Here is a 22,047-nt window from a genome sequence, read left to right as displayed (position 1 = left end):
CCGGCGGACAAAAGGGAAAGGCGGGATGCGGCGCGAGGTCGCACTACTCAGGCAAGGCGGGGGCGACGACGATTCCGTACATGTTGGATCCGTTGTGGGCGCCATATTCAGGTTGGGGTAAGTCATGCACGCGAATGTCGACGCCTCCGAGCGTAATCACGCCAGGCGAATCGATTTTCCGGGCCCAGACGCGAAAGTTGCTGTCGATGCTGTTGTTCGCGCCGACGGCAAGGTCATAGGCGTTGTTGACCAGTTTTCCGTTTTGCAGGTACGGGCCTTCATCCATCCCGATCTTGTAGCCGGTATCGACAAAGTCGCGCGAGAGCCACTCCGGGACGAACATGCACTCGGTGTACAGGACGTACACGGTCGCCGGCTTGCGAAGCTTCAAATTGATCCGGAGCGCCGCTTCATGAAAGCGATCGTCGTTCAGCGTCATCACATATTCGGCGTTCTGCAGAAACGGCGGTATACCATGCGGGCCAAGGCTGTTCCATTGATGCTCGCGATCGACATAGGCGACGGCGTCTTCGCCGAATCCGTTAGGGGCGACATGATAAAACCCATAGACCGAGTCATCGTCGACGTTGTCGGTCACCGATTCAATCACGCTGTCGGCAAGTGTGGTGTGGTTGATGTCGCTGGCATTCGGGAACAAACCCTCCAAGACGGTCGGCAGTCGCGAGAGCTCGCCATCGTCGTCGATCCGAACGGCGTCGCCGCGGTGCAGCGCATGGGTGTTGCTGCGGCGGGAAAGGTTGAGTTGCCCCTGGAAGACGGCGACGCTGTCGGCCTGGCCGACGAACGAAGCGAGCCCGAAGCGGCCTCCTTGATCCTGCACGCGACACTGGGGCGTTTCGATCGTGATCGGTTCCGCTTGCTGCTGGGCGTTGGCGATCAGACGTCCCGATTTCAGACGGACATAGTTGCGTGAGACGATTTCGAGATCGGCCGGGCCATCGACCACCAGGTCGACGCCGCAGGCGAGCGAAAAGCCGACCGTCCCGTCGCTGAAGGTGATACGCTGACGGGGAGCGATCGCGGTTTCGTGCTGCGGACTGCCGGCAACTTGCAGGTCGCTGGCGGTCGAAAAGACGCGCCGCGCGAGGTACCGGTTGTTTTCACCGCCACCGAAGGCGGAGAAGAGATAGACGGAGACGGCGAATAGCAGACTGCAAGCGAGCGCCAAAGTTACCGCCAACTGCCAGTTGATTCGCCGCGGCGGAACCGCCGCTTTCGGATCGTCGTTCCAATCGACCAGCGAACCGAGCGTCGCGTTCAAGCCGCTATGTTCGACGTAATAGTGCAGGACGTCGTCATCGGTCTCCAACAGCTCGTTCAGCTGGCGCCAATCTTCGTCCGAAGCTTGCTGACCGATGCAGCGCGCGACCAACCGGGCGACTTCGGGTGAAACGGGGGAGCGGAAGTTGTCGGCGTGGGATTGGCTCATGCCGGCGCTCCTGACAGAGCGGAATGCTTCTGCACGCAGGCGAGCAGCCGCTCGCGGATGCGATGGATCTTTACGTAGAGGGTGTTGGGCTGAACGTGCAGATCTTGCGCAACTTGCAAGACGTCGAGTCGACCGTCATAGAAGCGGCGAACGAGATCGCGCTGCGCATCCGGCAGCTTGCCAAGGCAACTGCGGAGGAGCGTCAGTTGATCGTCGACCGCATGTTGCCGCGTGTCGATTGCGGCGACGACTCGGTCGAGCGCCCCGTCCGAAAGTTGGGTCGGGATCCGCGATTGTTTGCGATAGTGGGCCAACACCTGCAGTCGAGCGAAGGCTCGCGACCACGTGAGGAAGTTGAGATCGGCGTCGAATTGCGTTCGTTTTTCCCAGAGGGCGAGCGAGACTTCCTGCATCACATCTTCGGCCTGGGCGCGATTCGGGATGAGGGAGGTGACGTACTGCAGGATTCGCCCGTGATAGACGGTCAAGAGACGAATGAAGTCTTCGTCGGTCAGCGTTTGATCCGTGGGCGACATGCGGCGCGGTTCCAACTGGGAGGTGACGTGAGTCGTCGGTCTCGCCCTACTATCTACAGAAATAGACGAGACCTTACAAAGATTTTTCCCGCTTCGCGCGATTTCTGCGAGGTCGCGCAGAAAAAAACGCGGCCGCCCAAAAGTTGGGGACCGCGCGGGAATTGTCAGAAATCGTGAAACGGCAATGACTTATTGCGATATCACGCGACATTAGCGAGAGAAACCGGCTAAACGCCCCACCCATCGCGGTATTCTTTGGTGAGCAGCGCATTGGCCTCGGGGGAGTTGGTCACGGTCAGATTCGCCGCGTCCCACTCTAGCTTCTTGCCGGCACGATGGGCGACGTTGCCAAGCAGATTGTGCTCGATCAGCGCGCCGGAATAGTTGAAGTTGCAGAGGGACTCGCCGCCGGTCTTGGCGGCTTGGATCCACTCGTTGTAATGCCCGATGCTCGGCGCGATGAACGGCTTTGGGGGTTGGAAGTCGGCGAACTTTTCTTTGGGACCAAGGACGCATTTGCCGTAGTCGGCGACCAGCACCCCTTTCGGACCGACGAAGGCGACGCCGATTCCCCAGTCGTCGATCTTGGTCACGTCGCCGACCAGCGGTTGCAGATACTCGCTGCGGCGGCGCATTCCTTCCGGACCGTGGTACCAGATCACCTTGGTTGGCTCGGCCCAGTTTTCATTTCCTGCGCGAGCCGCGTGTTCCCACGTCACCATTTGCCACGGCGGACAAGCGATCTCGTCAGCGGCAGGACCTTCCGAAACGACGCTGGTCGGGCGATGCAAACCGAGCGCCCAGAAAGGCAAGTCGATCAAATGGCTTCCCATGTCGCCGAGGACGCCGTTGCCAAATTCCCAGCGGCGATTCCAGTTCAAGTTGCCGCCGCGCCAGTATTGCGAGTTGTAAGGACGCATCGCAGCCGGGCCGAGCCAGACGTTCCAGTCGAAGCCTTTCGGAATCGCTTCTTCGGGCAGAACGGCCGGTTCCACGGGATTGATCGTGCGGCTGCACCAGACGTGCGCTTCGGTGACCGGGCCGACGGCGCCCGACTGAACGAGTTCAACCGCGCGGCGATAATTTTCCGTCGCGTGAATCTGCGTCCCCATCTGCGTGGCGATTTTCCCTTTGTTCTGGGCGTAGACCTCCTGCATCAGCCGGGCTTCCTGCACGGTCGCGGCGAGCGGCTTTTCGCAGTAGACGTGCTTGCCGGCTCGCATCGCGGCCAAGGCGCACAAGGCGTGATGATGATCGGCCGTGCTGATGACCACCGCGTCGATCTGCGGATCTTGCACCACCTCGCGCCAATCGGTGTAGGTTTTCGCTCCGGCGAACGTGGCGCTCACCTTTGCGAGCACTTCGGGATTGGTATCGCAGAGAGCGTAAATGTTTTCTTCTTTGACGCCGTTCAAGTTGGCGCCGCCGCGGCCGCCGGCGCCGATGATGCCGATGTTCAGTTTGTCGGAGCTGACTTTTTCGGCCGCCGAGACGTACAAGCTGGGACCGAGCGTCGCCACGGCAGCGGTAACCGAGGCGCTGGTCTGCAGAAATTGACGACGCGTCGAGGTGTTCTTGGACACGAGATTTTTCCCCTCTGGGTCGGCGGAAGCGGCGTCGCGCGGCGCCGACATCGTGTCGGCAGGCGGTACGACGCTGCAGGACAAGGGTGGTAGGCAGGAGCGGGATTTGGCGAACCAGCATCCCTGGCGCCATCCTAAACCAGCATCGACGGGGAAACTATACGAATCCTTGCCGTGACTGATGACCTGTTCGCGTTTTGGCCGGCGCGATGCTAGACTTGAGGATCCTCTTTCTTTCCCGCCGGAGTTCCAACCGATGTCGTCTCGCTGGTCGAAGTTTCTTTGCTCACTGATTGCCGCTCTTGTCGTTTCGCAAATCTCCATCTTGGCGATGGCGGAAGAGCCGACCGGCGTCCGGACCGTGCGTCTGCTGACGATCGGCAATAGTTTCGCCGACAATGCCTGTGCGTTTCTGCCGCAGATCTTCGCCGCCGATCCGAAAGCGGAACTCGTGTTGATGAAGGCGAACCTCGGCGGTTGTTCGCTCGAGCGGCACTGGAACAACGCCGCGGCGGCCCAGCAAGGGGACGGAGGAAAGGTCTATTCGCTAGTCCGAGGGAAAGAGAAAACGCCGGCGACCTTGCAGCAGATGCTGGCCGCCGAACCGTGGGACGTGGTGACGATCCAGCAGGTGAGCAACAACAGTTGGCGTCCTGACACCTATCACCCGTACATTGAAAACCTGGTCGCCCTGGTCGGCAAAGAGTCGCCGCAAGCGCAGATCGCGCTTCATCAAACGTGGGCCTACCGGACCGATGCGCCGCTGCTTGCGGAGTGGCAGCTGTCGCAGGAAGAGATGTACGAGAAGCTGACCGACGCCTACTCGCGTGTCGCGAAGAAGTTCGACGTTCCGATCTTGCCGTCGGGCTCCGCGATTCAGACCTATCGCCGCCGCGACGATCGCCAGTATGTCGTCGACAAAGAGTACGACTTTCAAGCGTCGCCGACCGGGCCCCTACCGAAGCAAGACAATTCGCTGGTAGTCGGTTGGTATCGCAGTAAAGACAAGACGAAGTTGCTGCTCGACCCCAAACATTTGAACGACCGCGGCGAGTATCTGATTGGCGCCGTCTGGTACGAAGCGCTGACCGGGCATGACATTCGCGAGAACAGCTTCGTGCCGAAAGGAATTCCGGCCGAGGAGTTGAAGCTGCTGCAGGAAGTGGCTCATCAGACGGTCGCCGATTTCAAGCAACCGGCGAAACCGCTGACGACGCTGCAAAAGTAACGCTAGTCTTTCAGTTCAAAGTCGAGCTGGTTTTCTCCCGGCGTGACGCTGGCGGTCAGCCCTGACGTCTTGAAGGCGCCGTAGCGCTGCGGGAGCAAGTGCTTCGGCCGGACGACGGCGGCCGACATCGGATCGTCAGGATTCGCTTCTCTCACCGTTTCCATGACGTCCTTCGAGATCTTCACCTCGTGGGCGCCAGGAATCGCGCCGTCACCATAGTCGAAGGTGGTCAGCACGGCGAATCCTTCGGCGTCGGTAACGCCCGAGGCGCTCCGCTGCGCTTCGGTCGAATTGAGCGAGACGAGGGCGCCTTCGATCGGGCCTCCCTTGTAGGTCACTTTGACTTTCGTCGGATAGACTTCGACGCCGGGATTGCGGGACGCTTCGCCGCCGCAACCGGTCAGGCAAGCGATCGCCAAAGCGGCGAGTGAAAAGGTAAGCGTCGGCGCAGAACGGCTGCGCAGTTGGTTTCGGTACATGAGTGCCTCTTTGTTCCTGGGAGAACGCCCCAAACTTGGCGCTCTCGTCTGGCGGGAAAACTTAGGTAGGAGTGCGTAGCGTTACGGCAGCTGCTTTGATTCGCCGCCGCCGATCGTGCCGAGTGCGCCCCAGACGCCGTAAGGGCTACCGCCGGTGGTGACCGGAGCGCTGGTGGTCGAACCGGTGTCGATCGTTTCCGAAATGAAACGGACCGAAGCGTCGGCCAAGACGACATTGACGCCGCCTGGATGGTAGCTGGTGGGGGAAGTAAGCGAATCGGCGGTGTTCTCGTTCGTTCCGGTCCAGCACGAAGGTCCGTTCGGCGGAAGAACCGTCGAGAAGGCGGAGAACGGGACAAAGCCGTCGTTCCAGCGCTGGTTGCCGCGGTTGCTGCCGGTCGAGGTGTACTCGTTGCGATTGGTGGTCGAAACCGCCGCCAGGCAGGCCGAAGGATCGGTCGTGAACGCGATCGAAGTCGCTTGTCCCTGTTTGACCAACTTGCCGTTGGTGCCGACGGAGCGTTCCGACATCATCACGGTGTTGCTGGTGCCGTCGATCACGTCGCGAAACGCCGTCGTGGCGGCCGTGCCGTAGTTAAACATCCCCCGCAGACGCTTGTCTTTGCTGGTGATCGCCGTGAACGAGTCGCCGATCGAAAAGCGATAGTTGCAGGGAGACGTCGTCACGCCGGTGATGGGGGCGTCGGCCGTCCCTGGATCGGACGGGCACAACAGGGCCGCAAGGCGCGTGTTCCAGGGAGCGAACGTGTCCCAGGGATAGGGAGGGGTCGCAAGGCCGTGATTCTTGATCTGATCGGCCAGCGGGGTTTGTTCCAGGAACGGCAGCAGGAAGATCATGCCGCCAACCCGCTCGCGATAGTCGGCCGTCGAATAAGCGACCCCGCGGGCCGGGAACGAGCCAAACGTGTCGTGGTGATTGTGCAGGGCCAGGCCCAACTGCTTCAGCTGGTTGCTGCATTGCATCCGTCGGGCCGCTTCACGGGCCTGTTGAACGGCCGGCAACAGAAGGGCGATCAAAACCCCAATAATGGCGATTACGACCAGTAATTCGACCAGGGTGAAGCCGGTTTTGCGTCGCAAATGGGTCTGCATAGAGATCTCTGAGGAAGTTTTGTAAGAAAACCGGCAGGATGGTCCGGTGAATGAGGAACATCGCCAGCTTAAATGCCATGTCAGGCGGGCGAATTACCACTTAATCTAAGATCTGCCATATATATTATCAAGTGAATTGCGTTTAATTTCTCCCTAAATAGTGGTATTTTCTCTCTCCTACGGATTGGTCATTTAAGTGCCTACTAGAGGTGGTGGGTAAGTCGCTGGCGTGTAAGGGTTTTCAGCAATCTAGATGCTTTACGGATTTTCCCGTTTTCACCTAGCTTGCCCTGATTAGCATGGCTTGGAAGGCATGGATCGCTGCGACGCCAAACGGTGGAACGTTGGGAGATTTCCAACCCTGCTGTCGGCTGAACTGCTTGTTCGACTCGATGCGAGCGGATGTGGCAGCATCCCAGCGCACGGGTCTTACGAGGCGCGAGAAGAGCCTTTGCGCGGAGGCTCCGATTCGGATTCGATGGACTGCTGCCTCCGTTTTGACAGCAAATCGATCTGCATCCAAAAGACTCCTTCGCAAGGGCAATCCGCTTGAACGTCGTCGCTATCAGTACGCTCACTCCCCAGCATCGCTACGTGATGGCGAAGTTGCATGAATCGATGCCGCTCACGCATCTGATTCAGCCGGTCTGGACGCCGCAGGCTTCCTCTTGGCGGCAGTACGCCAAGCTTTTGTCGTCTCCCTTTTCCGTCGTCCGCCGGCGACTCCGATCACGTTACGACAACTGGCGCGGCGATCGCCTGTTTCGGTCGATCAGCCATCTGTTGGGACCGGCGTCGACGGAGAGTCTGCCGGGACTCAAGTCATCGGTCGTCCCGATCTACGGCTTCAACTGCGAAGCGAACGCCGCGCTGATTCGCGAGCTGCGGCCTGATGTGATCGTGACGTGCGGCTGCCCGATCTTGAAGCCGGAGATCTTCGGCCTGGCCCGTTTAGCGACGATCAACGTTCACTGGGGAATCGCGCCGACCTATCGCGGCGAGCATACGCTCTTCTGGCCTCTCTACTACAACGACTACGAAAACGCCGGCGTGACGATTCATAAGATCGACGCCGGAATCGATACTGGTCCGATCCTGGCCCACGGTTTCGTCGACATCACCGCGGACGATGACGAATCTGCGCTGCTGGTGAAAGCGGCTCAAGTCGCCGCGCGTCTGTTGCCGGGGGTGCTGGCCAAGATGGAAGAGACGCAGACGGTACAAGGGCACATGGCGACCGAAAAGGGATCGCTTTACCTGGGACGAGACCGCAGTTGGAAACACGATCTCGCCCATTGGCGTCGCCGTCGCTCGCACGAGCGCAAGAAGCAACTTGCCGCGGCGCGCGATGAGATCTACATCGGCAAGCCGGCGTCGAGCTTCTAGGCTGCGGCGACCAACTAGATGTTCGCGAGTCGCTCGGTCGAGTCCCCGAACGCGTCGAGCGACACGCCGAATTTGTCCATCAGCGACAAATACAAGCTGCACATCTTGCGATTCTCTTGGCCGCGGTAGTCGAGGACGCGGCCCGTTTCGATCTTGCCGCCGGCGCCGCCGACCATGATCACCGGCAACTGCGTCGCGTCATGCGTACGGCCAGAGAGCATGCTGGAGCAGAAGAGAATCGCCGAGTTGTCGAGCGCGGTCCGCTCTCCCTCTTGCACCGCATCCAGCTTGCGAGCGATGTACGCCAACTGCTGAACAAAAAACTGATTGACCGTCAGCCAGTCGTCCGAATCCTGGTGCGACAGCAAGTGGTGAATCATGTAGTCGATCCCCAGGTTCGGAAACCGGAGCGACGAGTGATCGTTGTTCAGCTTCAGCGTGCAGATGCGAGTCGCGTCGGTCTGGAAGCCGAGGACCAGCAGATCGCACATCAGCCGCATATGTTCGCCGATATCTTGCGGCACGCCATCGGCCGGACGAGCGATGTTCGGCTGTTCGAGGGTCGGCTTCCAGCCTTGCAGTTCGCCCCGCTGACCGGCGCTTTCGATGCGACGTTCCACCTCGCGGACCGAATCAAGGTATTCGTCGAGCTTACGGCGATCCGCCATGCTGATCTGGCGGCGCAAGTCGGTCGCGTCGCTGAGAACCGCGTCCAAAACGCTGGCGTCGCTTCGATGCGAACCTTCTTTGAACAAGCGATCAAAGGCCAAGGCGGGGTAAAGTTCGAGCGGGGTCGGCGTCGTTGGCGAGCTCCACGAGATGTGGGAGCTGTAGAGCATCGAGTAATTCTTGTGGACCGACGGGTTCGACTTTTCGCAGGCCAGAACCAGACTGGGAACTTTCGTGCCGTTGCCGTAGCGCTGGGCGAGGACCTGGTCGATGCTGGCGCCGGATCGGATCTCTCCGCCAGAGGCGAGCGGCGCTCCTGAGAGGAGATTGCCGGTCTGCGAACTGTGGATGTTCCCCTTCAGCGCCTCTTCGTTGTAGAGCCCTTGCATGAACAGCATCCGCTCGCGGTAGTCGTTCAAAGGGGCGAGCACCTTGCCGAGTTCCATCTCCTTGCCGGCGCCTTTGGCCCACCACTCTTGGCCATGAAAGCCGTTGCCGGCGAACAGCACTGCAAAGCGGAGCGGCGCTTCGCCGGCCGTCTCCGCTTTCGATTGATCTCCCCAAACCTTGGCCGATTCCATCCATGGCAGCGCCATGCTGACTCCGAGGCCTCGCAACATCATGCGGCGCGATAGTCGACGTTTCATGGTTTGAATCCTGGTGAGCAATTTGGGAGTGGGGTTACTCGACGCCTTCAAATTGAAGGTCGCGGATTTCGCGGAATTGGCGGCTGAGGACGATCGTTTCGAGCGCAACGCCGATTCGATAGTCGTTTTGAGCCAGGTTTTCTTCCATCGTCTCCAGCAGCGGCTCGTCCGACAAGCGAACCGAGCGGCCGAGGGAATAGCCGAGCAGCTTGCGGCAAAACTGCCGTACGAACGACGCGCGACGATCGCCGGCCAGGTAATCGCGCAAGTCGCGATAGCCGGCGAGTTGCTTGCCGTCGACCAGCACGGCGTCGGTCACGATCGGAGAGCCTTGCGTATCTTTCGTCCGAAAGCGACCAATCGCGTCAAAGCTTTCGAGCGCAAATCCGTATGGGTCGATCCGGGCATGACACTTGGCGCACTCGGCGACGGTGGTGTGCATTTCGGTCAGCTGACGTTCAGTCAGCCCGGCCGGCGCCGACTCGGGCAAGATCGGCACGTTCTTCGGCGGACGCGGCAATCGTTCGCCGAGCAGCGTTTCGGAGATCCAGTTCCCCCGCAAAATCGGACTGGTCCGCGAGGCGCCGGCCTGCATGGAGAGAACGGTCGCTTGCCCAAGCACGCCACCGCGAGCATATTGCCGCACGCCGTCGACGCGTCGCCACTCGGGACCGCCAACATTGGGGATGCCGTAGTGCTGCGCGAGCCGGTCATTCAGGAAGGTATGATCGGCGTCGAGAATCTCGAGGATCGAGCCGTCGCGCTGGATCAGGTCGCTAAAGAACTGGGCCGATTCTTCGTACATCAGCCCGCGGAGTTCGGCGAACTCGGGGAAGGTCTGTTCGCTTTTCTCGTCAAACTGATCGAAGTTGCGAATGTGCATCCACTGACAAGCGAACTCGATCGCCAGGCGGCGACTGCGCGCATCGGTCCGCATCCGCTCGACCTGTGCGCGTAGCGCCGCATCGTCTTGCAGCGTTTCCGTATTCGCCAGACGATTTAGTTCGTCGTCCGGGAGCGAAGACCAGAGGAAATAGCTGAGCCGCGTCGCCAATTGACGATCGGAGACTGGGGACGACTCCCTTCCCTCCTGCGGCGTTTCAAGCCGATAGAGAAACGCCGGCGAAGCGAACAAGCGTCCGAGCGACAAGCGAAACGCCTGATCGTGATCGAACTCTTGGTTGCGAAGGTCGGCGTAGAGCGTACGAATGCCGGCCTCTTCCTTCGCGGTCAGCGGGCGGCGATAAAGCTTTGCGGCAAAGTCGACCAGCGCGTCGATCTGCCCCGGCTCCGCATCGAGCAGTTGCTGGCGATAGGCGGCGGCGTTGTCGAGGATCGGTTGCCGCACCGGTTGGAAGACAGTTGGATCAGCGTCCTGCGTCGCATACTCGAGAAGTTGCTCCAGCGCTGCAACGCTAATCAGCGCGTCGCCGCTGACAAAGCGGAGCTCCGACCAAAGTTGATCGAGTCGATCGCTTTCCGCTTCCGAGAGCATCAAACGCTGCAGCGGTTCGTCTTCGCGATGGTAGAGGACGAGCGTCACCACTTCGTCGACCGGCACGATCTGCGGATAGCAAAACGCGATCGGGAAGTTCTGGCGAAACTCTTCGAGGGAAGTGGCGATGCGTTTGGCGGCGGGGCTTTCGGCGACGGTAATGATCTTGCCGCCGGGGCTTTCGGCGACGGTAATGATCTTGCCGCCGGGGACCAAATGGCCGGAGGATGGCGGCGACGTTCCGACCTCCATCTGCACGCTTCCCTCCGCGTGCGACTGGTCCGCGAGCGTGCCGGTGACGGTAAACGCGTAGTCGGTCAGCATATTGGGCGGAAGCGTGATCGTGATCGTCTCAGGCGCCTGGGATTGCAGGTCGCCGCTGGCGAGGAAGCGTTCCGACGGCAATCCCGCTTCGGAAGTTGCCGTTCGTCGAACTTTCAACAGCTCCTCGACCGGAAGCGACGAGAGCAACGGGCCATCGAGCGACGTCAGTGCGCGATAAAGGTCGGCGTTCGAATCCGATTCAATGTGAGTTTGAATTGCCAAGGCGATTTCATGCGCTTTGGCGGCGTCGGCGGCCGAGCGCCATTGGGCGATCTGCGGGTTCTCGACCTGGCTGCCGCTGGGGGACGGATCGAGCGGCTCGGTGAAGAAGTGCCAGACGTCGGCGTTGCCGAGTTGATCGGCCTGCGGATTGCCCGCGGCGATCGAATCGGCACAATCCTTCGACAGCGACCAGTTGAGACCGCTATCGGCGGTCGAGGTCACTTCCAGATCGATGCCGGTTAGATCGCACGTATGCTCTTGATTGCGCGGCCCGATCAGCAGGGTCAACATTTCTCCCTGCTTCATTTCCAGATCGGCGATCGGTGGGATTTCGGCTGCCTGGCCGGAATCGACGTCGGCGGCGGCCAGGACGCGCCGCTCCCCAGGTCGGCGAAGTTCGAGACGCCACTGGAAACCATTGCCGCACGCGTTATGGGCGTCGAACGCTTCCGAGCGAATTCGAAACGTCCCGTCGACCGGCGATCGCCACGCGACGGCGACCCAACGTTCCGGGCGCGGATGAACGGCGATCGTGTGGGGCCGAATGTCGCCCGGAATGCGGAGCAATTCGTCCGACGAGTTGGCGATTAGCGACAGATCTTGCAGCCCTCCCCTGCCCCAGCCGCGAATCGCCGCGCTGTTGTTGAGCGGCAGATCGAGATACTCGGCAATCGTGACCGGTTGGTTCGGCGCGATGCCGAGGTAACGCGTCCAGGCTGACAGCAAGATCGGATCGAGCTCACGCTTCGCCGCGATCTCCTGCAAATCAGGCGACTCGGCTGTTGTCTTTACTTCCCAAGCGGCAGCCAGGTATTTGGCGAGGTCCTTCGAGACCGCCTGGCGATTCTGCTCATGGGCAGCCGCGATGTCGCGCAAATCGCGAAGCGGGATCGTACGCCCGCCGTTACGAACAAAGCGCGGATTGCGCCAAACGGCGACGGCGTTCTGCTGGCCAACGGAGCCTGCGGTCAGCAGCAGAGAATCTTCGCCCGAAGTGATCGGAAAACGGAACTCTTGCGATGCGGTCAGCGCGTTCTCCGCTTGTTGCCAAGGACGAATGCTGCCGAAGTGGCCGACGCTGTTGAACTTCCAGAGGGTCGTTTGCCAGGCACGAATGACGCCGGCGATCTGCTTGCCGTCCTCGGGACCTGCCGCGGCGACTTGTTTGCGGAGATCGTCCAGTAGCGGCGAACCGGTCGGATCGCTCAGCAGCAAACGGGCGATCTGCGCGAAGTACTTGGGATTGATCTTCTCTTCCGCGGCGATTACGGTCGCGGCGTTTGGTTCGGCGCGGAGGCGATCGCGGTGTTTGACCAGTGCGGTCAGGTAAAGGTCGAGATCGACGCGGCCGTCCAGCTGCGTGCTGGTGCCGGGGTCGGCGACGTTCCAGCGATTGAGAATGCTGGGGTCACTGCCGTCGAGCGTATGACGTGAGTAGATCTGACGGATCTCGGCGATGATCTCGTTGGTCGCATCGCGGCGGGTCGTCCCTTCGATAAAGCGAAAGCCTTCGGGGATCAGAATCGCATGCTGGGCGATCTGCTGACCTGCGTCGAGGTACTTGCGAAAGAGCGCCGGCGACATCACCAACGAAGCGCCTGTGTTGGTAAAGCCTTCGCCGGCGGCGCCGTCGACGGGGAACTCGCGCGTCGGGTCGATCGCAACGCCGGTGAGATCGTGCAGCGTGTAAGCGTATTCGGCGTTGTTCAAGCGACGGAGGAGAACTGGGCCAGGATCGCCGGCGCCGGCTTTCGCTTCGGCGTCGAGATAACTTCGCGTCCAGGCCAACAGCTGCTGACGCTCGGCCGGCGTCATCTGCTTGCTCTCTTCCGGCGGCATTTCGCCATGATCGACCATCTCGACAACGCGCTGCCATGGCGCGGGATCTTTGCGGATCGCGGCGAGGTCGGCGAAGCGCTCCAGATCGAGTTCCCCTTCCTTGGCGTCGGTTGAATGGCAATCAAGGCAATAGCTTTTCAGCAGCGCATGGACCGAGGATTCGTATTGCTCGGCGAGGGGAGGAAACTCGTCGGCCGAGAGCGCTGCTTGGTTGGTTGCTAACAGAACGACGGCCGCGATCCAACAAGCGTAACATCGTTGGATGAAGGAGGCCGGTGAAAGCGGAGCAGACCGCATGTGCGGATCCGTTTTGCAGAAGGGATGTGGGGCGAGAAACGTGAAGCGGAAGCTTCGTGGGAAGGAGTCTCTGTGGATTCCTGAATCTACTCGATGCGGCGAAAGTTGTCACTTCTTTCCCGGCAACAAAGTTGACCTTCCCGCTTTAAGCAAAAAGAAGCTCAGAGGCGATTCGATATTTGACCCGTTGTGGCGATTCATCACGCAAAATGGCGAGATCGACCGCCGAAAGAAGGTTAGAATTCTAGCGGCCAGCTCGCGGCTTTTTTCTTTCTTCGCAACATCAGGACGTAGCGATGCCTTGGAGTGGACCTCCGATCAATCAAACCATTCCGATTGGTGATCTGCTGGGAAAGGGATTGCGTAGCGACCCTGAGAGTGTGGCGCTCGCGTCGGCGAAGATGCAATGGACCTGGCGCCAACTCGACGACGTCAGTACGCACTTAGCGCAACAGTATTTGCAACTGGGATTGCGACCCGGCGATCGCATCGCATCGCTGATGCCGAACCGGACGTCGCTGGTGATTCATTACTTGGCTTGTCTCAAGTCGGGGCTGGTCGCCACGCCGCTCAACTATCGCTACATGCCGCCGGAGATCGACCATGCGCTGCAGCTGAGCGGCGCATCAATCTTGCTGCATCATGGCGAGCGCGACGCTGATGTCGCCGCGTGCCCGATGATCGAGCATTTGCCGTACGGCACGATTCGCTATCGGGCCGAAGATTCGGTTGGTTTGCAGTGGGAATCGCTGATGGGGCAAGCGCCTGTCGACGCTCCGTTGGAAACGCCGGACGCTGACAGTCCGGCGTTCATCTATTTCACGTCCGGCAGCACCGGCAAACCGAAAGGGGTCGTGCACACGCAGCGGACGTTCAACGCGATGCTGACGTCGGTCATCGCGGGGATGGAACTGACGCCGGACGATACCTTCCTGCCGGCCTCCTCTTTTTCGCACATCGGCGCATCTCTCTTTGGTTTGGCGACGCTGACAGCCGGGGGGCGACTGTTGGTTCCGCGCACGGCCGACGCGCCAGAAGTCTTGCCGCTGCTCGAAACGTTTCGCCCGACCGTCATGCTGATGTTGCCGGCGCCGCTGATCGCGCTGGTGCGCGACCATGAGGTGCGGCAAGACAACTTCGCATCGATTCGCTTGTGCGTCTCCGGCGGCGATCGGGTTTCGGCCGTTTTGGAAGAAGAGTTCGCTCAACTGGCCGGCATGCCGATCGACGAGTCGTACGGGATGACTGAAATCGGACTCGCGACGATCAGTCCGCCGTCGGGAGAGATTCGGCTCGGCTCGCTCGGCAAGCTTTGCCCGGGCTATCGGATGTCGCTGCGTGACGCCGCAGGAAACGAAGTAGAGGTCGGCGTCGAAGGTCGTCTCTGGATTCAGTCCAGCACCAACATGACTGGATATTGGCGCAACGCGGAGGCGACCGCTGAGACGATTAAGGAAGGTTGGCTCGATACCGGCGATATGGTTCGGTTGGATGACGACGGCTATCTCTGGTTCTGCGGCCGCCAAAAACAAATCATCATTCATGACGGCTCGAACATTTGCCCGCAGGAAGTGGAAGAAGCGGTCGCCGCCCATCCGGCGATCGATCAGGTCGGCGTAATCGGCGTGCATGACGTGATCCATGGCGAAAACGTCCGCGCGTTCGTCACCGTGAAAGCGGGCATGGAGCGGCCGACCAGCGCCGAGCTGATTCAATTCGCACGCGAGCGGGTCGGCTATAAGGCGCCGGAAGAGATCGTGTTTCTAGCGACGATGCCGCTCACCGCGAGCGGAAAAGTCAATCGCGAGGCGCTGAAACAGTGGACGATCGAAAAACTTTCGCCCAGCTGAGAAATGACGCCAATAATCGGTTCGCGACGCGCATCGTGGCTTTTGTGGAAAAAATTGCGAACCATCTGGCGAGTCGATCGTCTAACTTTCAGTCACCAAGACGCCAACCTTATTAAGTGCAAATACAAAGCCATGTTGCTCCAACTCTTCAATACGAAACCTGAAAGCGGTAAGAGTCTCGGCTTGCTCGCCGGACCGGAACTGAATATTCCGGAAGCGCTCCCGCTACGCTTGTGACGCAGGCACATGTGCCTGAAGCCTTACACGAAGGCCTGATGTCGCAAGCGGCATCAGGCCTTTTTTTGTGGACTTTGGGTACATTTTGGCCCGTTCGACTTCGGGTGAGGTCAGCGGTTTTTCAATCCGCGTAGGTTGGGTTCGACTCCCACACGGGCTGCTTTTTCAATTTTCGGGTAGAGGTGCAGAAGGAAGCACGCCGGTTTTGGGAACCGGAGGCTCTCGGTTCGACTCCGAGGTGCCCGACTTTTTAGCGACGGTAGTCGAGGGCTGGTCGCCCTCATCCGGCTGATATCCAGATGACGCTGAGTTCGATTCTCAGGGCTATCACTTTTTACAGGAGAATGAACATGTTTCGCGTATTACGGCCTAAACGTACGCCGCAACTCATTTTGAGGTTGTGGTGTAACGGCAGCACAGCAGACTTTTAATCTGCACGGCGTAGGTTCGAATCCTACCAGCCTCACTTACTCAGACGCATCGGTGGTCTAGTGGCGAAGACTCCGTACTCGTACTACGGCGACGTCGGTTCGACTCCGGCTCGGTGCTCTCGAGTTTGATAACAACCTATTGCGCCCATGATGTAGCGGCAGCCTACTGTCTTGCCATGGCGGAAGTGTGGGTTCGACTCCCACTGGGCGCTCTTTTTATTGTGGTGGATCCAGTGTTGGTACTGGAGGGCGACTGTTAATCGCTTTGTCGCAGGTTCGATTCCTGCCACCGCAGCTTGATTCAGAAGAATGGAACACGGAGGCCGCGGCGAAGAGCACGGACGAGCACGGTAAGAAACAAAAATTTAGAAGAAGGAGTGTTCGCGAAGGAAATCGGTCAAACAACCTCCGAATTCCTCTCTTCTTACCGTGCTCGTCCGTGATTCATCCGTGGCTTCCGCGTTCCATTCTTCCCGCAGAAACTTACGTCTCTAGTGTAACGGCAGCATCACTGGTTCCAACCCAGTTGGTCAGGGTTCAAATCCTTGGGGACGTGCTTACAAACGAACGGGCTTATCGTCTAACAGGAAGATGCTGGTCTTGCAAACCGGCGATCCGGGTGCAACTCCCGGTAGGTCCACTTTGTCAATTTGGTCCCGTGGTCCAGCGGCGACGACATCTGTCTTACAAACAGAGAACGGCGGTTCGATTCCGTCCGGGACTACTTACGCAATGGGGAGAAGCGACGATGACGAAACAGGTACGCTACGTCCAATGCGGTTTGCGGCGTCAACTGAATGACGGCACGCTCCGCGCGACGTCCTACATCCCGGAACAATTCGCCAAGCAAGGGGGCGTCCTTCGCTTGCGCGATGAGCAGGACCAGTGGACCGACGGCTGGATCGTGGAAGAAGTCGGCCTCGCGATTCTCGACAGCGACGACGTCCCCGATTCGCACAAAGCGATCCGCGCGCATCGCAAGCAAACCGGCGACAGTTCGCGCCGTGAGAAAAACTAACGCACGATCGCAACGCCTTCGTGCAGGCGCCTGGATACGCAAATCGGCAGAGCGGTTCGGCTTAAACCCGAATGTTTGCAGGTTCAAGTCCTGCTCTAGGCACTGTGCAACAAGCGACATGGCTCGGTAGGCAACTGGCAGACCAAGCTGACTTAGAATCAGCTATGCTGTGGGTTCGAATCCCACCCGGGCTACTGCGAAAAGAAATCGCAAGCGAATGCGGCACGGTACGCAAACGGAAAAGCGACGAAGCTCAAACCTTCGTGATCGATTGCGGGTTCGACTCCCGCCCGTGCTACTTCACGCAACGAGACATGGCCCGTTCTTCTAGCGGCTAGGATGTGAGACCCTCATTCTCACGACGCGGGTTCGATTCCCGCACGGGTCACTTTTTTTCCGGCACTTGGCAAGATCCGCGAGGATTCGTAGATGCGCGATGGAAACCTACATTCGTTTTCAAACCGATATCCGCGGTCCTGGCTGTGGACGCCGACGGGGGATTTTCATTTCGGCCGGTCATGTCGAAGACAACTTTGATTTGACTCCGGCCGAACGGAGTGCGCTCTGCGAATCGCTTGGGTGGTTTAATGAAAACCTCCCCGTGCCGCCGAGTGACGAGTTCAGTCAGCAAGCCATCTTCTGGTTTCGGGCCAGTTCGCAACAGATGATGGCCCGCATTTGGGAATTGGTTTGGATTCTGAGCGACCAAGGGGCCCACGTCCGCCGGATTCGGACCAAACGTCCTGGCGAAATCGAGTACAGCGACGAACATCAAGTCGCGGCGATCCCGCACGGCGTGCGGCGCTTTCGCCGCGGCGGAAAGAGAGTTCGCCGCCAAAAAATCTACGGAAGGTAGCCGGATACGGCTTGCCGGGCCTGTTTGCTAAACAGTGCGACTCGAAAGGGTCTTGTGGGTTCGAATCCCATGCCTTCCGCTTCACTCAGACTCTGGCAGCTCAGCTGCGCTGCTCGTGTCGTCAGCGACGCCGACAGGAGCGTTCCGCTCGACGTAGTTGATCAGCATCTCTCCGAATTCTTTGCCAAATTCGTCGTCCCAGAGCACTTCGTACGTACGATCCCCTTCCTGCCAAGTGGCTCGCTGGCCTTTCTCGGCAGTGGCGCTGCTCCCCCAGGTCAGGAGCGAATTGGGATAGGGATAGTCAATTGGCTCGACGACTTTTTGTTGCTGAAAATCGGTCACGCCGGGGCGTTTCGCTTGTTCAGCGAGCCAAGCGTTGAAGTTCTTGGGATTGTCGCTCCATTCGGCCAGAATCGTCCGATCGGGAAGACCCTGGACGATCAGATAGACGGCGGACTTCGGGGCATTGAAGCGGGCCCAAGCCGGTTTCACATTCCTCATGTAGAACACAGGGTTCGCCGGAACGATCTGGCGCAAGACGATCATCAAGATCCCCAGGATGACGACCGCCGCGACGACGCTCAGCACGGCGTACACGTAGCGCGATTGAGGGAGGCCAACCGTTGGTGATTCTTCCGAAGAGTCCATAGAAAAATCGTAGCCGAATTCACGAGCAGATACCACGTAATCCAGCGCGCGGGAGATCAGCTCTTACGAATTCGAGACGCGTGCGACACCCTAAAAACCGTCGACCAACCAAACGCATAAAAAAACGCCGATTGCGGAACAATCGGCGTTTTTAGTTTTGTGGTCGCGGGAGAAGACTACTTCAGTTCCTTCACCCGAATCCGGCGGTATTCCATCTGCCCGCGGTCTCCTTCCAGGCCGATCGGTCCAGTCTCGGGCAGCTTCAGCGCTTCTTCCAGGACTTCGCCGTTGCAGGTGCAGTGGGCGACGTTGTCTTTGACCGTGACGACCATTTCATTCCAGTCCCCCGGCTTGTAGTTCTTCAGCTCTTTGTAAGGGCCGGCCAGGGGATAGTCGCGGCATTGCAGCTGCGGGGCTCGCAGGAAGACGCCGCTGTCGGCGTTCGGCGTGGCGCGGAACTCGAGCTTCAGGATGAAGTCGCTGGGGAACTCTTTGGTGGTCCACAATTGCTGAATGCGGCGACCTTCGGCCGGCGTCGTCACCACCAGGCGATCATGGATCGCTTCGTAGCGGCCATCGTCGCTTTTGGTCTTTCCATCGAAGACGACGTCTTCGCTGTAGGTGGGCCAGGCCAGGCCTTTCGGAAACTTCTGCCCTTCCGGCGTCTTCTTGAACATCCAGCCGGTCAGGTCTTTGCCGTTGAAGAGGCTGACGAAGCCGGGCTCCACTTCAAAGTTGTCTGGTTCGGTTTCGAGATAGCCGAGCGTGGCGAAGATCGGGCGGAGCGCGGCGGTCCACATCGCGTAGCCAACCTTGTTCGGGTGGAGCAGATCGGGGAACTCGGCCGCTTTGGCGTTCCCTTCCTTGTCGGCAAACAGCGTCCAGGTATCGACCACCGTGATTTGCGGATCGCCATGCACCGCTTCTTTGTAGAGACGGTTGATCTCTTTGATCTTGTCGGCCGGACGACGCTTCGTTTCGGAGCTGGGGAAGACTTCGCACAGGATGATCGGCATGTCCGGGTTGTGCTTTTTCAGCGCCGCGATGATCAGCTTCAAGTTGGCGGCGATCGTGGCCGGCTCGGCGCCTTCTTCCAGGTCGTTCGTTCCCATCAGCATGACGACCGCTTTGGGATGGAGCGACAGGACGTCTTCATCCAGGCGAAGGAGCATGCCGCGGGTCGTATCGCCGCTGATGCCGCGATTAGCGACTTTCATGTCGCCGAAACCGCCCCCCATGTTGTCACCCCAACCTTGCGTGATCGAATCGCCCAGGAAGACGACGGCGCCTTGATCGGCCTCGACCTTTTTGGCCCATTGGCTACGACGCGAACGCCACAGATTGCGGAACCAATCGTAACGGCGAATCGGCCCGGCGCCCGGCAGACCATCATCGGTCGCGGGAATCTCGAATTTGGCGTCCGCCGGCGCCGCATCCTGCGCGACGAGCGTGAGCGACATCGAAAAAAGTAAAGCGGCGGCGAGCAATCTGCGGAAGTTTTGCGTAGAAATCATCGGCGAATCCATGATGGGAAGGCGACGGTGGGAAGCGGGTGAATTGGGGCCCATTATAGTCGGCCGAAAAACGGGATGCACCTTGGGGATCACGCCGGAAATCTAGGAGCAGGCGCGAACCCTGGCCGGCGGTACGTCTCTTTTGACAGCAGGAACTTGTCCGGTAACTCTTTTCGGCGAATGGCCGGGCGACGATTTCCCAACAAAGATCGGAGCGAGCTCTTCGTCGCTTCGAAAACTCTGGCGTCTGTAGTGTACGTGGAATGCACGCCTGCCTGTGAAGCAGGAAGTAAGGGTTCAACTCCCTTCGGCCGCCCTTCTTTATCAAGCCACGGAACCAGGGAGGTCCAACCATGATGAACACCCGCGAGATCAATCTGCGCCGACTTAACAGCGCAACGAAGTACCCATCGATTCCTACCTACCACGCGATCGGCGAACGAGGCGTGCTGCTGGAGGAGGCGATCGCGCTGGAAAGCGATGCGCTGATCGTGACCGAAAAGGTCGACGGCACGAACAGCCGCATGATCGTGATGCCGGACGGATACTTTCTGATCGGCAGTCGCGAAGAGCTGCTGCACGCGCGGGGAGACCTGGTCTGCAACCCGGCGCTTGGCATTGTTGAAACGCTGCGGGCGACGGCGGAGCGGATTGTCGCTCGTTACCGTACGCCGGAGGATACCGTCACGACGGTCTACCTCGAAACGTACGGCGGCAAGACGACCGCGGCGGCAAAGCAGTACACCAGTTGCCGCGAGTTCGGCTACCGCGTCTTCGACGTCAGCCGCGTATCGCTCAGCCGACTCGAAGAAGAGCCGGAGGCGATTGCGCTCTGGCGCGAAAACGGCGGCCAGGAATTCTTGGACGAAGGCGCGTTGGCGGCCTTTGTCGCTGAAATGGACTTGGAGCTGACGCCGCGGATTGCGGTGGTCGACGGGATTCCAACTTCAATCGAAGCGACGCACGAGTGGCTCATCGGTTGTATGCCGACGAGCCTGGTAAAGCTAGACGAAGCGGCCGGCGGTAGACCGGAAGGAGTGGTCGTGCGCACGAACGATCGCCGCCAGATCGTCAAGATTCGTTACGAAGACTACGAGCGCACCGCCAAGCGATACGCGAAGCAGCGCTCGAAGTGAGCGGGCAGGAACGTAGGTTCAGACATTCTTTTTGATTTAAACAGAAATGTCTGAACCTTTCCCCTGCTCTGTCGTCTGATCCTTTACCCAACTGCTTGTCAGGAGTACATCATTACCCTGGTACGGTAAGCGCGAAAGCGCACCGATCTCTTGGCGCTTCTTCGTTGGGGACTTTATTAGCGACGAACGTCCGACTGCCAACGTGGAGTCCATGACGGTCCTAAGGTAGCGATGTCGGGCGACCGACTAGTCAGTGGCGCCGGAGTCTCTCGCAGACAATGGGGCCTGTCAACCATCGGCCTACGCGAGTGCCGATATGGGACGATCGTAATAGGTGAGAGCCTGCCTCTTCGTTATCCTTCGTCGGACGTAATTTGATATCGCGAACTGACTGCAGATCGGGAGTCCATGAAATTTCGTGGCCCGAACAGGGCTTGCGGGTTCGAGTCCCGCCTATTGGTCGCAAGACCGATAGATGCGAACTGGAGAGCGGCGGAAACGCTCTCGATGACAAACTTCGTCAGTTCTATTCAGACAACTGAAAAGAGAAGATTGAGGCTGACTGCCGAGTCGGAGTACATGTTAATTCGAAGGTTATTGGTTCGATTCCAATCGACGTGTTTCTCGTACGCGTCGTAGCTCAACTGGGAGAGCATCGAGAATTCTCTGGTTCAAAAACTTCGTCAGCCCCTTCTTTACGTACATTCCCGACTGCCGAATTGGAGTCCATGGATCATGACCCCGGAGGTTGCGGGTTCGAGTCCCGCCGGCGCTACTTTTAAGTGCGTCGCGCTGTAGCTCAATGGCAGAGCGCCGTCTCTGATTCATCCCCTCGTCGGGAACTTTATTTAGCGAGGATACGGACGCTGCGGCGTCAAGAAAAATCGAGCAGGCGACGTCGAACCTTTCGGTGGTTTCGACCCACCTGTTCTTACCGGCACAACGGTCTGACTGCCGGTGCAGAGTACATGGTAACTAGCTTGCAAAGCTACGCCGGTTCAAGTCCGGCAAACGCCCTTTGTTTGGGCGGTTTCTCTGTCCAATCTTCGTCAGATCCATTTTTATTGGAGAGCCCTGGTCGCGGGC

At 59.4% G+C, this 22,047-nt stretch carries 15 protein-coding genes and 16 tRNA genes; 22 read left to right on the top strand and 9 right to left on the bottom strand.

Going from position 1 to position 22,047, the window contains the following annotated elements:
• Window positions 1–43 precede the first annotated feature (43 nt).
• From LOC68_RS02595 to LOC68_RS02585, 3 genes are all read right to left on the bottom strand, one after another.
• Complete coding sequence (locus LOC68_RS02595; protein ID WP_230215335.1) at window positions 44–1,450, bottom strand: hypothetical protein; 1,407 nt, start codon at window positions 1,448–1,450, stop codon at window positions 44–46.
• Window positions 1,447–1,986, bottom strand: a complete 540-nt coding sequence (locus tag LOC68_RS02590; RefSeq protein WP_230215333.1) for a sigma-70 family RNA polymerase sigma factor — start codon at window positions 1,984–1,986, stop codon at window positions 1,447–1,449. Before LOC68_RS02590 ends, LOC68_RS02595 begins: the two co-directional genes overlap by 4 nt.
• A 227-nt stretch (window positions 1,987–2,213) precedes the next feature.
• Window positions 2,214–3,569: a Gfo/Idh/MocA family oxidoreductase gene (locus tag LOC68_RS02585; protein ID WP_230215325.1), complete on the bottom strand. Its 1,356-nt coding sequence runs from the start codon at window positions 3,567–3,569 to the stop codon at window positions 2,214–2,216.
• Between the two features lie 256 nt (window positions 3,570–3,825).
• On the opposite strand from LOC68_RS02585, the gene LOC68_RS02580 reads away from it, so the two are divergent.
• Window positions 3,826–4,797, top strand: coding sequence for a DUF4886 domain-containing protein (locus LOC68_RS02580; protein ID WP_230215317.1), 972 nt, complete (start codon window positions 3,826–3,828; stop codon window positions 4,795–4,797).
• Window positions 4,798–4,799: 2 nt separating this feature from the next.
• Here LOC68_RS02580 and LOC68_RS02575 read toward each other — a convergent pair whose 3' ends face one another.
• Together LOC68_RS02575 and LOC68_RS02570 are read right to left on the bottom strand one after the other, a co-directional pair.
• On the bottom strand, window positions 4,800–5,276 hold the full coding sequence (locus LOC68_RS02575; protein WP_230215308.1) for a hypothetical protein: 477 nt from the start codon (window positions 5,274–5,276) through the stop codon (window positions 4,800–4,802).
• Window positions 5,277–5,357: 81 nt separating this feature from the next.
• Window positions 5,358–6,389, bottom strand: coding sequence for a DUF1559 domain-containing protein (locus tag LOC68_RS02570; RefSeq protein WP_230215306.1), 1,032 nt, complete (start codon window positions 6,387–6,389; stop codon window positions 5,358–5,360).
• A gap of 549 nt (window positions 6,390–6,938) precedes the next feature.
• Here LOC68_RS02570 and LOC68_RS02565 point away from each other — a divergent pair.
• Window positions 6,939–7,775, top strand: a complete 837-nt coding sequence (locus LOC68_RS02565) for a formyl transferase (protein WP_230215304.1) — start codon at window positions 6,939–6,941, stop codon at window positions 7,773–7,775.
• A gap of 14 nt (window positions 7,776–7,789) precedes the next feature.
• On the opposite strand, the gene LOC68_RS02560 is transcribed toward LOC68_RS02565, so the two are convergent.
• Together LOC68_RS02560 and LOC68_RS02555 are read right to left on the bottom strand one after the other, a co-directional pair.
• On the bottom strand, window positions 7,790–9,091 hold the full coding sequence (locus tag LOC68_RS02560; protein WP_230215302.1) for a DUF1552 domain-containing protein: 1,302 nt from the start codon (window positions 9,089–9,091) through the stop codon (window positions 7,790–7,792).
• A gap of 34 nt (window positions 9,092–9,125) precedes the next feature.
• Complete coding sequence (locus LOC68_RS02555; RefSeq protein ID WP_230215300.1) at window positions 9,126–13,268, bottom strand: DUF1592 domain-containing protein; 4,143 nt, start codon at window positions 13,266–13,268, stop codon at window positions 9,126–9,128.
• A 359-nt stretch (window positions 13,269–13,627) separates the two neighbouring features.
• On the opposite strand from LOC68_RS02555, the gene LOC68_RS02550 reads away from it, so the two are divergent.
• The 17 genes from LOC68_RS02550 (at window position 13,628) to LOC68_RS02470 (ending at window position 17,739) form a co-directional block, all read left to right on the top strand.
• Window positions 13,628–15,118, top strand: a complete 1,491-nt coding sequence (locus tag LOC68_RS02550) for a class I adenylate-forming enzyme family protein (protein ID WP_230215298.1) — start codon at window positions 13,628–13,630, stop codon at window positions 15,116–15,118.
• A gap of 324 nt (window positions 15,119–15,442) precedes the next feature.
• A tRNA-Glu gene (locus LOC68_RS02545) sits at window positions 15,443–15,515 on the top strand.
• 13 nt (window positions 15,516–15,528) lie between these two features.
• A tRNA-Pro gene (locus LOC68_RS02540) sits at window positions 15,529–15,601 on the top strand.
• A gap of 148 nt (window positions 15,602–15,749) precedes the next feature.
• A tRNA-Lys gene (locus LOC68_RS02535) sits at window positions 15,750–15,821 on the top strand.
• Between the two features lie 11 nt (window positions 15,822–15,832).
• A tRNA-Thr gene (locus LOC68_RS02530) sits at window positions 15,833–15,904 on the top strand.
• A 23-nt stretch (window positions 15,905–15,927) separates the two neighbouring features.
• Window positions 15,928–15,998, top strand: a tRNA-Gly gene (locus tag LOC68_RS02525).
• An 8-nt stretch (window positions 15,999–16,006) separates the two neighbouring features.
• Window positions 16,007–16,081: transfer RNA gene (locus LOC68_RS02520), tRNA-Asn, on the top strand.
• A 190-nt stretch (window positions 16,082–16,271) separates the two neighbouring features.
• Window positions 16,272–16,342: transfer RNA gene (locus LOC68_RS02515), tRNA-Trp, on the top strand.
• A 13-nt stretch (window positions 16,343–16,355) separates the two neighbouring features.
• Window positions 16,356–16,426 (top strand) — tRNA-Ala (locus LOC68_RS02510).
• A gap of 12 nt (window positions 16,427–16,438) precedes the next feature.
• Window positions 16,439–16,510: transfer RNA gene (locus LOC68_RS02505), tRNA-Val, on the top strand.
• Window positions 16,511–16,534: 24 nt separating this feature from the next.
• Window positions 16,535–16,804: a hypothetical protein gene (locus LOC68_RS02500; protein ID WP_230215296.1), complete on the top strand. Its 270-nt coding sequence runs from the start codon at window positions 16,535–16,537 to the stop codon at window positions 16,802–16,804.
• A 28-nt stretch (window positions 16,805–16,832) separates the two neighbouring features.
• Window positions 16,833–16,906, top strand: a tRNA-Leu gene (locus tag LOC68_RS02495).
• Between the two features lie 18 nt (window positions 16,907–16,924).
• Window positions 16,925–16,998, top strand: a tRNA-Leu gene (locus LOC68_RS02490).
• 27 nt (window positions 16,999–17,025) lie between these two features.
• Window positions 17,026–17,102: transfer RNA gene (locus LOC68_RS02485), tRNA-Leu, on the top strand.
• An 18-nt stretch (window positions 17,103–17,120) separates the two neighbouring features.
• A tRNA-Glu gene (locus LOC68_RS02480) sits at window positions 17,121–17,192 on the top strand.
• Between the two features lie 48 nt (window positions 17,193–17,240).
• Window positions 17,241–17,660, top strand: a complete 420-nt coding sequence (locus LOC68_RS02475) for a hypothetical protein (RefSeq protein WP_230215294.1) — start codon at window positions 17,241–17,243, stop codon at window positions 17,658–17,660.
• Window positions 17,652–17,739: transfer RNA gene (locus LOC68_RS02470), tRNA-Ser, on the top strand. Before LOC68_RS02475 ends, LOC68_RS02470 begins: the two co-directional genes overlap by 9 nt.
• Window positions 17,740–17,741: 2 nt before the next feature.
• Here LOC68_RS02470 and LOC68_RS02465 read toward each other — a convergent pair.
• Both LOC68_RS02465 and LOC68_RS02460 read right to left on the bottom strand, forming a co-directional pair.
• Complete coding sequence (locus LOC68_RS02465; protein ID WP_230215292.1) at window positions 17,742–18,311, bottom strand: hypothetical protein; 570 nt, start codon at window positions 18,309–18,311, stop codon at window positions 17,742–17,744.
• Between the two features lie 176 nt (window positions 18,312–18,487).
• Window positions 18,488–19,825, bottom strand: a complete 1,338-nt coding sequence (locus tag LOC68_RS02460; RefSeq protein WP_230215290.1) for a GDSL-type esterase/lipase family protein — start codon at window positions 19,823–19,825, stop codon at window positions 18,488–18,490.
• 243 nt (window positions 19,826–20,068) lie between these two features.
• Between LOC68_RS02460 and LOC68_RS02455 the strand changes: the two genes are divergently transcribed.
• From LOC68_RS02455 to LOC68_RS02445, 3 genes are all read left to right on the top strand, one after another.
• Window positions 20,069–20,141, top strand: a tRNA-His gene (locus tag LOC68_RS02455).
• Window positions 20,142–20,178: 37 nt separating this feature from the next.
• A complete protein-coding gene (locus tag LOC68_RS02450; RefSeq protein ID WP_230215288.1) occupies window positions 20,179–20,961 on the top strand; it encodes an RNA ligase family protein in 783 nt (260 codons plus the stop codon).
• 629 nt (window positions 20,962–21,590) lie between these two features.
• A tRNA-OTHER gene (locus tag LOC68_RS02445) sits at window positions 21,591–21,736 on the top strand.
• Window positions 21,737–22,047 lie beyond the last annotated feature (311 nt).

It is taken from the genome of Blastopirellula sediminis, from assembly GCF_020966755.1.
Taxonomy (GTDB): Bacteria; Planctomycetota; Planctomycetia; order Pirellulales; family Pirellulaceae; genus Blastopirellula; species Blastopirellula sediminis.
Note: the sequence above shows the minus strand (reverse complement) of the source record. Positions and strands in the feature narration are given on the sequence as shown.